General features: G+C 42.2%; 12 protein-coding genes and 1 pseudogene. 8 read left to right on the top strand and 5 right to left on the bottom strand.

Annotation, left to right across the window (positions count from 1 at the left end; all coding sequences use genetic code 11):
- Positions 1-29 precede the first annotated feature (29 nt).
- From IQ229_RS00765 to IQ229_RS00745, 5 genes are all read left to right on the top strand, one after another.
- Complete coding sequence (locus tag IQ229_RS00765; protein ID WP_228012940.1) at positions 30-1,109, top strand: iron ABC transporter substrate-binding protein; 1,080 nt, start codon at positions 30-32, stop codon at positions 1,107-1,109.
- A 155-nt stretch (positions 1,110-1,264) separates the two neighbouring features.
- A complete protein-coding gene (locus tag IQ229_RS00760; protein WP_228012938.1) occupies positions 1,265-2,275 on the top strand; it encodes an iron ABC transporter substrate-binding protein in 1,011 nt (336 codons plus the stop codon).
- 3 nt (positions 2,276-2,278) lie between these two features.
- Positions 2,279-3,895 (top strand): ABC transporter permease, encoded by a 1,617-nt coding sequence (locus tag IQ229_RS00755; protein ID WP_194040407.1) that lies wholly within the window; start codon positions 2,279-2,281, stop codon positions 3,893-3,895.
- 22 nt (positions 3,896-3,917) lie between these two features.
- The gene (locus IQ229_RS00750; RefSeq protein WP_194040405.1) at positions 3,918-4,958 is read left to right on the top strand and encodes an ABC transporter ATP-binding protein; all 1,041 of its coding nucleotides are present in this window, start codon (positions 3,918-3,920) and stop codon (positions 4,956-4,958) included.
- A gap of 440 nt (positions 4,959-5,398) precedes the next feature.
- A complete protein-coding gene (locus IQ229_RS00745) occupies positions 5,399-5,869 on the top strand; it encodes a TRM11 family methyltransferase (protein ID WP_194040403.1) in 471 nt (156 codons plus the stop codon).
- Between the two features lie 24 nt (positions 5,870-5,893).
- On the opposite strand, the gene IQ229_RS00740 is transcribed toward IQ229_RS00745, so the two are convergent.
- From IQ229_RS00740 to IQ229_RS00730, 3 genes are all read right to left on the bottom strand, one after another.
- On the bottom strand, positions 5,894-6,754 hold the full coding sequence (locus tag IQ229_RS00740) for a hypothetical protein (RefSeq protein WP_194040401.1): 861 nt from the start codon (positions 6,752-6,754) through the stop codon (positions 5,894-5,896).
- A gap of 102 nt (positions 6,755-6,856) precedes the next feature.
- Positions 6,857-7,117: a helix-turn-helix domain-containing protein gene (locus tag IQ229_RS00735; protein ID WP_194040399.1), complete on the bottom strand. Its 261-nt coding sequence runs from the start codon at positions 7,115-7,117 to the stop codon at positions 6,857-6,859.
- 487 nt (positions 7,118-7,604) lie between these two features.
- Entirely contained in the window at positions 7,605-7,751 is a 147-nt protein-coding gene (locus tag IQ229_RS00730; RefSeq protein ID WP_228012936.1) for a hypothetical protein, read from the bottom strand.
- Positions 7,752-7,805: 54 nt separating this feature from the next.
- On the opposite strand from IQ229_RS00730, the pseudogene IQ229_RS00725 reads away from it, so the two are divergent.
- A pseudogene (locus IQ229_RS00725) lies at positions 7,806-8,570 on the top strand (IS5 family transposase).
- A gap of 268 nt (positions 8,571-8,838) precedes the next feature.
- The gene (gene purH / locus IQ229_RS00720) at positions 8,839-10,359 is read left to right on the top strand and encodes a bifunctional phosphoribosylaminoimidazolecarboxamide formyltransferase/IMP cyclohydrolase (RefSeq protein WP_194040397.1); all 1,521 of its coding nucleotides are present in this window, start codon (positions 8,839-8,841) and stop codon (positions 10,357-10,359) included.
- A 366-nt stretch (positions 10,360-10,725) separates the two neighbouring features.
- On the opposite strand, the gene IQ229_RS00715 is transcribed toward purH, so the two are convergent.
- Both IQ229_RS00715 and IQ229_RS00710 read right to left on the bottom strand, forming a co-directional pair.
- Positions 10,726-11,235, bottom strand: coding sequence for a PIN domain-containing protein (locus tag IQ229_RS00715; protein ID WP_194040395.1), 510 nt, complete (start codon positions 11,233-11,235; stop codon positions 10,726-10,728).
- The gene (locus IQ229_RS00710) at positions 11,232-11,504 is read right to left on the bottom strand and encodes a hypothetical protein (RefSeq protein WP_194040393.1); all 273 of its coding nucleotides are present in this window, start codon (positions 11,502-11,504) and stop codon (positions 11,232-11,234) included. The genes IQ229_RS00715 and IQ229_RS00710 overlap by 4 nt, the downstream gene beginning before the upstream one ends.
- A gap of 167 nt (positions 11,505-11,671) precedes the next feature.
- Here IQ229_RS00710 and gatB point away from each other — a divergent pair, with 167 nt between their 5' ends.
- Positions 11,672-13,171 (top strand): Asp-tRNA(Asn)/Glu-tRNA(Gln) amidotransferase subunit GatB, encoded by a 1,500-nt coding sequence (gatB, locus tag IQ229_RS00705; protein WP_194040391.1) that lies wholly within the window; start codon positions 11,672-11,674, stop codon positions 13,169-13,171.
- The last annotated feature ends 225 nt before the right edge of the window (positions 13,172-13,396 follow it).

Raw genomic sequence — 13,396 nt, 5'->3', positions numbered from 1 at the left:
GAATATAGTTTGGGTTCTAGTGGAGAAAGATGATGAAGCGCCGCAAATTTGTGTATATAGTAGGACTAGCAGTTGCTAGTGGGGGATTAGCGATCGCTTGTAATCCTAATCAAACTCCCACCGATACTGCCCAATCGCCATCAGGGCAAGCTACACCAGCTACGGCTGCTAGCGGTACATTAGAAAAAGAGCTAGTAGTCTACTCAGGGCGCAACGAAAAACTCATTGGCGAGCTGATCAAACAATTTGAGCAACAAACCAATGCTAAGGTAAAAGTCCGCTACGGCGATACTGCGGAGTTAGCATCAGCAATTTTGGAAGAAGGAACAAATAGTCCCGCAGATGTCTTCTTTGCTCAAGATGCTAGCGCCCTCGGTGCTATTCAAAAAGCAAATAGAGCAGTACAGTTACCAACATCTCTTCTCAATCAGGTAGATAGTACCTACCGTTCACCAGAGGGTAAATGGCTAGGTATTTCGGGAAGACTACGTACAGTAGATTACAACACTAAATTAGTAAAACCAGGGGAATTACCTTCCTCAATTTTTGGCTTTACTGAACCGAAGTGGAAAGGTAAAATTGGCTGGGCACCTACAAATGGTTCCTTTCAATCCTTTGTCACCGCCTTACGAGTTGCAGAAGGAGAAGACAAAGCAAGGCAATGGTTAGAAGGTATTAAAGCTAACAGCCCTAAAGTTTATCCTAATAATAGTGCGATCGTAGAAGCCTTATCTCGCGGCGAAATTGCTGTGGGATTTGTTAATCATTATTATCTAGAACGAGTTAGGCAAGATAATGCTCAAGTTCCTGTGGAGCATCATTTTACCGATGATGTGGGTTCCTTGGTAAATGTCGCAGGCGTAGCAATTCTTAACAGCGCCAAACATCCCAATATTGCTCAAAAGTTTGTCGAATTCATGCTGAATGAAAATGCCCAAAACTACTTTGCTAATCAAACCTATGAGTATCCTCTAACTTCGGCTGTTGCACCCAAAGGTAAACTAAAATCTCTCCAAGAAATTAAAAAACAAGCTCAAAAAATTGATTTGAGTAATCTTAACGATTTAGAGGCAACACTCAAACTGATGCAGCAAGTACAGGTCATTTAACTTGCTATGTACTGGAATGCATCTGCCAGAAGGAAGAAAAATCTAAATTTTTTGAGAAATTTTGTTGCTTACCAGTACAGGTTAATGGTAAAGGTTGAGAATACCAAGATTATTGCAAAAACTTCCTGGTAAGTATTAAGGTTGAGGATTGGAGATTGAAAACTTTACCATTGCTGAAAGTTTCAGGATTAGCTCTAGCTGTAACGCTCGGTTGGGGAATTGGGGTGGCTGTAAATGCTCAAACGAAAACCCTCGTGATCTATTCAGGCAGAGATCAAAAACTAATTGGCCCCTTAATTGAGAAAGCAAAAAAAGACTTGAATCAGGATATTCAAGTGCGTTATGGCGATACTGCTGAATTAGCGATCGCACTTTTGGAAGAAGGCAAAAATAGCCGTGCAGACTTGTTTTTTGCTCAAGACGCTGGTGCTTTAGGCACTTTGGAGAAAAAACAGGTAACGCTGCCAATTGCCTCTAAACTGCTGAATCAGGTTGATTCTCGCTTCCGTTCTGCGAAAGGGCATTGGCTAGGAATCTCCGGTCGTGCCCGTGTCATTGACTACAATACTAAGTTAGTTAAACAAGGGGAACTACCGACATCAATTTCGCAGTTAACAGAACCGAAATGGCGCGGAAAAGTCGGTTGGGCACCGACAAACGGTTCCTTTCAATCATTTATCACCGCAATGCGAGTCTTAGAAGGGGATGAGAAGACTCTCCAATGGCTCAAAGCGATGAAAGCGAATGGTGTCAAAGATTACGGTAAAAATGCTGCGATCGTCGAAGCTGTAGGGCGTGGAGAAATTCATCTCGGTTTAGTGAATAACTACTACTTGTATAACTTCAAGAAAAATGATGCAAACTTTCCGGTTGCCCACCACTACACAAGCAAAGATGCAGGATCAATGATTAATGTGGCAGGAGTAGCAATTACAAATAGCACCGATCAAAAAGCTGATGTAGAAGCTTTAATTGATTACCTGCTCAAACAGAGTTCACAAAATTACTTTGCTCAACAAACTAATGAATATCCTTTAGTCAAAGGAATTCCGGCACCATCAAAACAAATACCAATCAGTAAGCTCAATCCACCTAATGTTAGCCTGACAGATTTAGATGATTTACCAGGAACTTTGAATTTACTACAACAGGCAGGAGTTTTGTAGCAGTTGAAAGCGGTTCGCCCTCCATTATTTATCACATTAGCAGCAACAGTAGTGGCAGTTGCGATCGCTCTGCCATTGCTATACTTAATAATTCGCACCGCAGGTATTGGCGGGCAAGAGTTATGGGAATTGATTTCTCGTCCCCGCAATATCAATATTTATTTCAACAGTGCGGCAATGGCGGCAACGGTGACGTTATTTTCTACCCTAATCGCCGTACCATTGGCATTTTTAACTGTGCGAACAGACTTACCAGGAAGACGTTTTTGGTTAGTGGCGACAACATTACCCTTAGCGGTTCCTAGCTATGTAGGCAGTTTTGCACTGATTGCAACTTTGGCACCACGAGGTAGTTTTTTGCAGTTGTTACTTCAACCATTAGGAGTAGAAGAATTACCTTCTATTTATGGTTTTCCTGGGACAGTTTTGGCAATCACTTTGTTTACCTATCCCTATATGCTGCTGACTGTACGTTCTGGATTACAAGGGATTGATCCATCTTTAGAAGAAGCATCTCGTAGTTTGGGTTATGGCAGCAGAGAAACCTTTTTCAAAGTAACTTTACCACAGTTGAAACCATCAATAATTGCAGGTGGATTATTAGTAGCTTTGTATGCTTTGCGTGACTTTGGTACACCATCACTGATGCGATTTGATGCTTTTACACGGGCAATTTTTTTGCAATATAAAGCTAGTTTTAATCGTAATTCCGCCGCAGCTTTATCTTTGATGTTGGTGACATTGGTGCTGCTGATTTTGTGGTTGGAATATCGAATGCGATCGCGTGCAGCTTATTATAGTCGTGGTTCCGCTTCTTTACGTCCACCAAAAATTGTCAAGTTGGGAATTTGGAAATGGCCAGCTTTCGGCTTTTGTCTGCTAATCACTAGCTTTGGTGTAGTTTTACCAGTAGGTATCACCCTATTTTGGCTGATTCGCGGACTTAACGGTGGCTATACTTTCCCCAATTTATTCCCCACCATTCTCAACTCCATTGGTGCGGCTGGATTAGCGGCTTTAGCTACCACCATTTTCGCCTTACCAGTAGCAATTTTAGCAGTCAGATTTCCGAGTAAAATCACCGCCATAATTGAACGCTGTTCTTATATCGGTTTTGGAGTTCCAGGAATAGTTGTTGCCTTATCTTTGGTATTTTTTGGTGCCAATTATTTGCCAGCACTGTACCAAACTCTACCGATGCTGATATTTGCATATTTAGTTTTATTTTTACCGCAATCAGTGGGAACAGTCCGCAGTTCGCTTTTGCAAGTCAATCCCCAGCTAGAAGAATCAGCCCGCAGTTTGGGTAGGAATGCTTGGCAAACTTTAAGAGAAGTTACCCTACCTTTAGTACAATCAGGTGTGTTGAGTGGTGCAGTGCTGGTATTTCTGACAGCGATTAAAGAACTACCCGCCACCATGCTGTTAGCGCCTATTGGCTTTGGTACATTAGCAACGCAAATTTGGCAAGCTACAGAAAATGTAGATTTTGCCGATGCGGCGGCGGCTTCATTAGCTATGCTACTAGTTTCTATGGGTTCAACTTTATTGGTGCTATCTCAAGAGAACGTCAAAAAAGATAAAGTCATAAGTAACGCGCAAGTGCAAACAAAGTTCTAACCAGCCTTCTGTTATCTACCTTATGCAACAAGTAATTCTCCACTTACAAAATGTCACCAAGCAGTTTGCAGAAACTACCTTTCCTGCTGTAGATAACGTATCTTTGACATTGCAACAAGGAGATATCTTAGGATTGCTCGGCCCATCTGGTTGTGGTAAAACTACGCTGTTGCGAATGATTGCTGGTTTTGAGCGATCGCAAGCAGGAGAAATTAAAATTGGTGGACAGATAGTTTGTAATAATTCTACTTGCATTCCAGCCGAACAGCGCGACATCGGCGTTGTTTTTCAAGATTATGCCCTGTTTCCCCATCTAAATGTGGCAGAAAATGTGGCTTTTGGGTTGAAACATTTCAGTAAACAGCAAATACAAAAACGCATAGCCGAAGTCATTAATTTGGTAAGACTCGAAGGCTTAGAAAAACGTTACCCTTATGAACTCTCAGGTGGACAACAGCAAAGAGTTGCCCTCGCCCGTGCTTTAGCACCCCAACCCCAACTCATGCTTTTAGATGAACCTTTGAGTAATCTTGATATTCAAGTTAGGTTGCGCTTGCGAGAAGAAGTGCGCGACATTCTCAAAGCGGCGGGTACTTCAGCAATTTTTGTTACCCACGATCAAGAAGAAGCATTAGCTATTTCAGATATAGTGGGTGTGATGCGCCAAGGACATTTAGAGCAAATAGGCACACCAGAAGAAATTTATACTCATCCAGCATCAAGATTCGTCGCCGAATTTGTCACTCAGGCTAATTTCCTTCCCGCCCATCGTCAAGGTAATTTATGGGAAACAGAAATCGGTAGTTTTGAGTTAACAGCGAATCACACCGATGATACTGGCGAAATCATGATCCGCCAAGAAGATTTTATCTTAAAGCCTGCCACAGATGCACCCGTAGTAGTTCGCACCCGACGGTTTTTAGGACGTGAATACCAATATTGTTTACAAACTCCCTCTGGTAAAGAAATCCACGCGCGGACGATGACTGATACGGTATTACCTGTAGGTACAAGGGTGGAGTTATCTATAGCCAGTGATAGTGTAAAAGTTTTTCCGCAGTAGATTTTGGCATAGACTATGTAGACCTATATTCTGCATTGTTGTTTGAAAGGTCGCAAAATAAAGTAAGTTAGACTTTATGCCAAATCAGGTGTTTAAGACAATCTATTTTCCTCGTGAGCGAACCCGTAACGGGAGGTCAGCTAGAGTTACAATTACGATCCCTACGGAATCTAGCGATCCTAAATTCACAAAACAGTTCTTGGCATATATACAATCCTTGTCCAGTCGTGACTTTAGGCTGGCGATGCAAGATCCATTTCTTGAAGATTTGGAAAGGCAAGCAGCCACAGGGGACATTAGCTTTAGTGATACTTGTCTCCACGGACTTTTGCAGCACTATCATAATTGCATAATGGTAGATGTAAATTCCCTACAAACAGACATACAACTTGAGTTACCCCTGAACTATGAGAGTTATTGCGATATTGGTGTTACCTTTCGTGAAAGCCATCATCAAGGTCTTCACGGTTGGTATCCCTATGTTGAACTTACACTCCTTATGCTCTTATCAAGGTAAATTGAAACCAGCAATTGCACATTGGTTAATCCGTGAATTTGTTCCTGAAGGTGGTCATGTTCTCGATCCTCTAGGAGGAGTCGGAACTGTAGCTTTTGAAGCTGCGCTCATGGGTCGAGTTTCAGTATCAAATGATAAAAGTCCCTTAGCATCAACTATTGCCACAGCTAAGGTAAATCCTCCTTCTTTAATAGAAGCAAAAATAGCATTACAGGAAATTGAGTACCATATTGCATCTGTTCGTCTAAATTCCCAAGACTATGCGGCAGCTAAATTTGGACTCAATGCAACTGTAGCTGATTACTATCACCCCAAAACTTTAGAGGAAATTTTAAAAGCATGGCGTATCGACCGGGAACTTCTCCTTTTTTTGATTATTATGTTCGGCACATAGACAAGTTGCGTGTTCGTCGATAGGCTACAAGTAAGCCAGTGGACGTGTATGATCTAGTTGAACTTCCTCAAGTTTGAGAGCTTTACCACAACAAAAGCATTTCCGTTCAAATCGTTCCCAGACCTGAGATTTCCATCCTGCACCTGTACGTTCTTTAATCCCTTGAAGGATTTCCGGTTCTCTAAGAAAAATCTTGCGTTCTCTGGTGATGACTGATGACTCGTGTAGTTGGTCTGTAGTCCTTAATGGATTGAAATTGTTATTGATACGCCACTTTTTACATGAGCGACATTCATTTTGGTGATTAGTTAGTTTTGCATTGTGCTTATGAAATGATAAAGAACCCAAACGTTGCATATTTACAGGAAGTAATCTGCCGCAGTATGAGCATTTTTTAAGGGTGATTTCTTCACCTTCTAATAGGTGAAAAGGGCCAGAACGTTCCTCATCTATCTCCATCGCTAGCGCTGCATCATGAGGCAAGTAAAATGTCTCTGGTACTAAATGAGATTGTTGTAGGTCAGACGCGCTAGGTTTTAATGAAAGGATCTCATTAGGAAGATTTAAGGCATCTGCGTTAAGTCCCCAAAAGTTGAGCCGAACAGATGCAGTCCACATTAAAGTGACTGTTATAATTTCCGTTTCTGGAGCATCAACAATAACTCCAATTCGATTCCAAGCGTTAGTAAGTTTAATAACTTTTGACTTGCTAGTATCTCCAGTATCTAGTTTTACCTCAATAGAAATAGCTTCTAAGGGATATAAGAAACCACCAAAGGCAATAAAGTTACTATTGACAGGATTTTTTCTCGCGTTCGTTAAAACAAGGGAACTTTTTTCACTATCAATGAACTCTAAGGCTTGAGTCTTAACTTGATGTAGCATTTGGTAATCCCTTTGAGAATTATACGTATCATCCCTACTTTGTTTTGCCAATCTACGCATTCTTTAGCCTCAACCACCAGGAAAGCCCTGGGACACCCAGTATTAAGTGATTTCTTCATTACCAGGAAAGCTTTCAGAATTCGGCTGGGAAGTATAAGCTTCTTGAAAGAAAGCAGCAGGATTAATACCTAAAGCATCTGCAAGACGCCAAATATTATTGAGACTAATGTTGCGCTCTCCACGTTCTACATCGCCCACATAGGTACGATGAAGCCCAGCTACTTCCGCTAGGCGCTCTTGGGAGTAGCCTTGTTTTTCTCTCAATTCCCTCAACCTTTTTCCAAAGGCTTTTTGGCGATTCATCAGAATCAGTTTTATGAGGGATGGAGTCTATGAGTCTACAGACTATGAGTGGCATAAATCTAGTGAAACTCTCCCCAACCGTTTTATTAAGTAGGTTGCAGGATCTGATTTGTAGCAAGATCAGAAAAAATTGGTACAAATTCCTAATTCACTGTATTACTCCTAACTTACCCTGCCCCTGCTATGATTCCTCATGGTTTTGAAGTGAACCAAGGCTTATGCAAAACTTGAGATCCTTCGCTTCTAGCCTACTTTTAAGGAATTGATCAATGGCGCGTCTAGCCCTGCTGAATGTATCTAACAAAACTGGTTTAATTGACCTAGCCCGTAGCTTGGTTGAAGAATTTGACTTTGCGCTAAAATTCCTAAGCTGAGGTTAACTATTTGTTATCTGCTTCATCTTCAAGCAGGATGGTGTTCAGAAGATTCAATTCACTGGATGCCATAAAGTAGCGATCGCTAAAAACTGTTGATTCCTCATAAAAATTTAGAGATTTAATCCAGCTTGTTGAAAGATTGCGTGAGGGGTAATTTCCAATCCTGGTAGCAAATCATCAGTAATTACTTGATGAGAACGATAAGTAATGGGTAAGGAAGATGGTGCAAATACAGTTACAGTTCTAGGGCGTGTCATCAGTTAATGTAAAGAAAGATAAAGTATCAACCAAACTACAAGGATTTGCTCACCATGACAAGCCGTCGTTATGCCCTGCGGGATGACCAGTGGGAAAGGATCAAAGACCTGTTGCCTGGACGAGACGGTTATGTCGGTGGGACAGCTAAAGACAATAGGCTGTTTGTGGAAGCGGTATTGTACCGCTATCGAACTGGCATCCCGTGGCGGGACTTACCCGAAAGGTTTGGGGACTTCCGAGTCGTACACACCCGATTCAGTCGATGGAGCAAAAGTGGAGTGTGGCAACGGGTATTTGAGGTGTTAGCCCAAGAGGCGGACAACGAGTACGCAATGATTGATTCCACGATTGTCCGCGCCCATCAACACAGTGCGGGTGTAAAGGGGGGGATGCAGACAGTGAAGCAATTGGACGTAGCAAAGGTGGGTTGAGTACCAAGATCCATGCGGTGGTGGATGCGTTGGGAAATCCAGTCAGCTTTCACCTCACCCCTGGACAAGCCTGTGATCTAGATGGTGCAGATGTGCTGCTGCCCGATTTGAGAACGGACACTGTGCTAGCAGACAAAGGATACGATGCTGATGCACGGGTAATCGATGTTCTCGAAGCACAAGCTAAAACTGCCGTGATTCCTCCCAAGCGTAACCGCATCACTGTGCGCGACTACGACAAAGACTTGTACAAAGCCCGTCACTTAATTGAAAATTTCTTTGCCAAACTTAAGCAGTACCGTGCGCTCGCCACTCGCTATCGCCTTGCGCAAATTCAACTTTCTCGGTGCAATTTACCTCGCTGCTACTGTGATTTGGCTCAACTGATGACACGCTCTAGGGTTAGGCGTTGATTAGAAGACTGAACCATAGATTTTATGTGGCTAAAAGATGCTTACTTTTAGTTTAGGCGATCGCAAATATTAGAGACTAAGCCTACCTAATCCTTATTTCCACCATTTTCAACAGTGCTGATGGGGGATGTAAGCATATAAATTACACGAGTCAATATTATTTCTCATGGTCTTGAAGTGAAGCAAGGCTTATGCAAAACTTGAGATCCTTCGCTTCTAGCCTACTTTTAAGGAATTGATCAATGGCGCGTCTAGCCCTGCTGAGTGTATCTAACAAAACTGGTTTGATTGACCTAGCCCGTAGCTTGGTTGAAGAATTCGACTTTGATTTAATCAGCAGTGGGGGAACAGCCCAAGCACTCAAAGATGCGGGACTCCCTGTTACAAAAGTTGCAGATTATACAGGATCACCAGAAATTTTAGGTGGTCGAGTCAAAACCCTACATCCCCGAATTCATGGCGGAATTTTGGCGCGGCGAGATGTTCCCCAAGATATTACAGATTTAGAAAATAACCAGATTCGCCCGATTGATTTAGTGGTGGTGAATCTTTATCCTTTTGAGGAAACGATCGCTAAACCAGGGGTAACATTAGCTGAAGCTGTTGAACAGATTGATATTGGCGGACCAGCAATGCTGCGGGCATCATCGAAAAACTTTGCTCATCTCACTGTATTATGCGACCCAGCACAGTATGACGAGTATTTGCAGGAATTGCGGCAAAATAACGGCGTAGCATCCCTAGAGTTTCGGCAAAAGGCAGCATTAAAAGGATTTTCGCACACTGCTAGTTACGATCAAGCGATCGCATCTTATCTCGCAGAAGCACAGCAATATACCCTTAGCGGTACACAATTACAATCTCTGCGTTACGGCGAGAATCCCCATCAACCCGCCACTTGGTATCAAACTGGTACTACTCCAACGGGATGGACAGCCGCGACAAAACTGCAAGGCAAAGAACTTAGTTACAATAACTTAGTTGATTTAGAAGCCGCACGCCGAATCATTGCTGAATTCACTGATACCCCAGCAGCAACGATTATCAAGCATACCAACCCCTGTGGTACGGCATTGGGAAGTACAATTTCTGAAGCCTATCAAAAAGCTTTCAATGCTGATTCTACTTCTGCTTTTGGCGGAATTGTCGCACTCAACCGTCCGATTGATGCGGCTACAGCTAGCGAGTTAACTAAAACATTTTTAGAATGTGTGGTTGCACCAAGTTGTGAAGCCGAAGCTCAAGAAATCCTGGCAAAGAAATCTAACGTGCGGGTTTTGACTCTAGCTGATTTGAGCAGTGGCCCTAAAGATACAGTGAAAGCGATCGCAGGTGGTTTCCTTGTCCAAGCTAGCGATGACATCATTGCTGATACTAGTCAATGGCAAATAGTCACTGAACGTCAACCCACCGACAGCGAATTAGCCGAATTGCTGTTTGCTTGGAAAGTTTGCAAACACGTTAAATCTAATGCAATTGTTGTAACTAGCGATCGCACTACACTAGGAGTAGGTGCTGGTCAAATGAACCGCGTTGGCTCAGTTAAAATAGCTCTAGAACAAGCTCAAGAAAAAGCCAAAGGTGCAACTCTAGCCAGCGATGGATTCTTCCCCTTTGATGATTCAGTCAAAACAGCCGCAGCAGCAGGAATTACAGCCATTGTCCAACCAGGGGGAAGTTTGCGCGATAAAGATTCTATCATTGCTGCGAACGAACTGGGTTTGCTGATGGTCTTAACTGGTGTACGTCACTTTTTACACTAAATCATTGACCGCAAGGTGTGCGCTTAAAAAAGTGTCACATAATTTACTTGCTTTTTGATTGAATTAGTGATATTGTCTAATCGTGTGTGAGGAGCAAGTTAAAAATAAAAATCGCCTGGGGTGGAAACACGGCAACACTCCCAAGCGCTTTTTAATTTGTCAGAAATTGGATTGTTTGTGCAGTTTAGAAAGTGTCACATAATTTACTTGCTTTTTGATTGAATTAGTGATATGGTTTAATCGTGTGTGAGGAGCAAGTTAAGAATAAAAAATGTCTGGGGTGGAAACACGGCAACACTCCCAGGCATTTTTTAATTTGTATGTAGAAATTATAGAAATTAACGCTTCCAAAATAATTTCATATTCTTACTTCCAGTTAAAGACACGAATATTGTTAAAGTTAATCACGTCAATTTCTACACTCTGAAGATAATTTGCTAACTTGAAGTCATCAGTTAGTACAAGATAATTCCCTTTAGATAATGTCAGGATTCCACTGTCAGTTAGTCCGAACTTGACAAATTTTTCAGTATTAACAGCATCTAAACTATTTACGTAGTATTCATCCAAAAGATCAACATTGTTAACAAATTGAGCAAATATTGCAAAGCACTGAGAACGTTCAGGTTCACCAAGTTGATTTGCAAGGCTATTAACTTCTGTCAGAATATTCGGAGTTGTTACAAGCTTTTGAAAGCGTGCAATAAATTCTAGCAGAAGCTCATAATCTTCTGGTATAAATTGCTGGGTTCGATTAAATTTAGTTATTCGTTCTTGATTGACACTCCCAACTAAAAAGAGAAGCAGGATATTTGTATCAATTAAAACCCCTTTTTGGCAATAACGACGAATCAGGGAAGCAATCAAATCTTTCATACTTCTCTAATTTTCATTGCCTCTACTTCGCCAGTTTGAGAATTTACTTTGAATAATTTATAAACTCGTTCAGATGTTCGAGAAGTAGTAAAAATATTGCTTAGACTTTTTTCAGGTTTATCAAAACCTAATGTAATGAGCCAGAAGCTTTGGTCTTCAGAAAGTTCTACTTCTTCAAGTCTTAAATCTGGTAACGAAGATCCCATTATATCTTGTAGGGATTTTAGGTATTCATACGCAGCATTCACTGCTGTTTTTACATCAATCATAATTTGACTTGCTCTGTTGTCTATAAGATTTTCTTCACCTTAGATGTGCATCTCCCTTTTCAAGCTCAAAAGGTAAGCATTGCTCACCCAAATAACCGTCTTCAGAGGAACTCAATACGCCGCTACAATAGTACCACTACAAGGATTATGCCCAAATTATTGATATTATGACCACTGCTACGACCGTAAAAACTGAGTATGAAGCGATTATTGGTTTAGAAACCCATTGTCAGCTGAGTACCAATACCAAGATTTTCTCTAATAGCTCTACGGCATTCGGCTCTGACCCCAATACTAACATTGACCCGGTTTGTATGGGTTTACCTGGGGTCTTACCTGTACTCAATCAAAAAGTATTAGAATACGCCGTCAAAGCTGGTTTGGCACTAAATTGTCAAATCGCTAAATATAGCAAATTTGACCGTAAGCAGTATTTTTATCCAGATTTACCGAAAAATTACCAAATTTCTCAATACGATTTACCGATCGCAGAACATGGTTGGTTAGAAATTGAGTTGGTAGATGCTGAGGGTAATCCGATTCGCAAACGCATTGGCATTACACGTCTGCACATGGAGGAAGATGCGGGAAAATTGGTACACGCTGGCAGCGTTGGCGAAGCCTCTCGGAACGAGACTCGCCTTTCTGGTTCTTCCTATTCTCTGGTAGACTACAATCGCGCAGGTATCCCATTAGTAGAAATTGTTTCTGAACCCGATCTGCGTTCTGGACTAGAAGCTGCTGAATATGCCGAAGAGTTGCGTCGGATTGTCCGGTATCTCGGCGTGAGTGACGGCAACATGGAACAAGGATCTCTGCGCTGCGATGTCAACATTTCCGTGCGTCCGGTGGGACGAAAGGAGTTTGGCACTAAGGTAGAAATTAAAAACATGAACTCCTTCAGCGCCATCCAACGGGCGATTGACTACGAAATTGAACGCCAAATTGCCGCTATCGAAGCAGGCGATCGCATTATCCAAGAAACTCGGCTGTGGCAAGAAGGCGCACAATGCACAAGTAGTATGCGAGTGAAAGAAGGTTCTAGCGATTACCGCTACTTCCCTGAACCAGATTTAGCACCAATTGAGGTGTCAAATGTACAATTAGAGAAGTGGCGTAGCGAACTACCAGAATTACCAGCCCAAAAACGCCATCATTATGAAAGTGAGTTGGGGCTTTCCCCTTACGATGCGCGAGTGTTGACAGAAGATCGTTCAATCGCCGAATATTTTGAAACTGCGATCGCATCTGGAGCAAATCCCAAAGCTGCTGCCAACTGGATTACTCAAGATATTGCAGCCCACCTCAATAAGCAAAAACTCACTATTACTCAAATCGCCCTAACTCCTACCAATTTAGCAGATATCATCACTCGCATTGAAACGGGCAAAATTAGCAATGCTCAAGCTAAACAAAAGTTGCCAGATTTGCTCAGTGGTATTTCTCCTGAGAAAGCCTTTGCAGGTCTTGAGTTAATCACCGATCCTAGTGTATTGGAACCCATTGTTGATGAAGTCATAGCCGCCAATCCCAAAGAACTAGAAAAGTATCGCAACGGTAACACTAACCTCAAAGGCTTCTTTGTCGGACAAGTTCTCAAAAAGACAGAAAAACGTGCCGATCCTAAGCTGACCAACGAATTGGTCGAGAAAAAACTGAACGCCTAGAGTGTCGATCAAGCTAGCTTTGCTGGGTGAGCAAGCAAAAGGTGCAGAGGGGCAGAGGAGCAGGGGAGCAGAGAGGCAGAGGGGAATAACCAATGCCCAATGCCCAATGCCCAATTCCCAATTCCCCAACTAAGTATTTTCCCGGTCTTGCTTCACGCAATCTTCATATAAAGACTGGTGACAACCCTCATACGTAAAATGATATGCTGTGGTAAGTAGATGCAC

The sequence above is a fragment of the Nostoc cf. edaphicum LEGE 07299 genome (assembly GCF_015207245.1).
In the GTDB taxonomy this organism is placed as follows: domain Bacteria; phylum Cyanobacteriota; class Cyanobacteriia; order Cyanobacteriales; family Nostocaceae; genus Nostoc; species Nostoc edaphicum_B.
Note: the sequence above shows the minus strand (reverse complement) of the source record. Positions and strands in the feature narration are given on the sequence as shown.

Coding starts and splice junctions, on each gene's coding strand:
- IQ229_RS00765 (WP_228012940.1), top strand. CDS start 30: ATGATGAAGCGCCGCAAATTTGTGTATATAGTAGGACTAGCAGTTGCT.
- IQ229_RS00735 (WP_194040399.1), bottom strand. CDS start 7,117: ATGAATCGCCAAAAAGCCTTTGGAAAAAGGTTGAGGGAATTGAGAGAA.
- gatB (WP_194040391.1), top strand. CDS start 11,672: ATGACCACTGCTACGACCGTAAAAACTGAGTATGAAGCGATTATTGGT.
- IQ229_RS00730 (WP_228012936.1), bottom strand. CDS start 7,751: ATGACACGCCCTAGAACTGTAACTGTATTTGCACCATCTTCCTTACCC.
- IQ229_RS00740 (WP_194040401.1), bottom strand. CDS start 6,754: ATGCTACATCAAGTTAAGACTCAAGCCTTAGAGTTCATTGATAGTGAA.
- IQ229_RS00710 (WP_194040393.1), bottom strand. CDS start 11,504: ATGATTGATGTAAAAACAGCAGTGAATGCTGCGTATGAATACCTAAAA.
- IQ229_RS00750 (WP_194040405.1), top strand. CDS start 3,918: ATGCAACAAGTAATTCTCCACTTACAAAATGTCACCAAGCAGTTTGCA.
- IQ229_RS00715 (WP_194040395.1), bottom strand. CDS start 11,235: ATGAAAGATTTGATTGCTTCCCTGATTCGTCGTTATTGCCAAAAAGGG.
- purH (WP_194040397.1), top strand. CDS start 8,839: ATGGCGCGTCTAGCCCTGCTGAGTGTATCTAACAAAACTGGTTTGATT.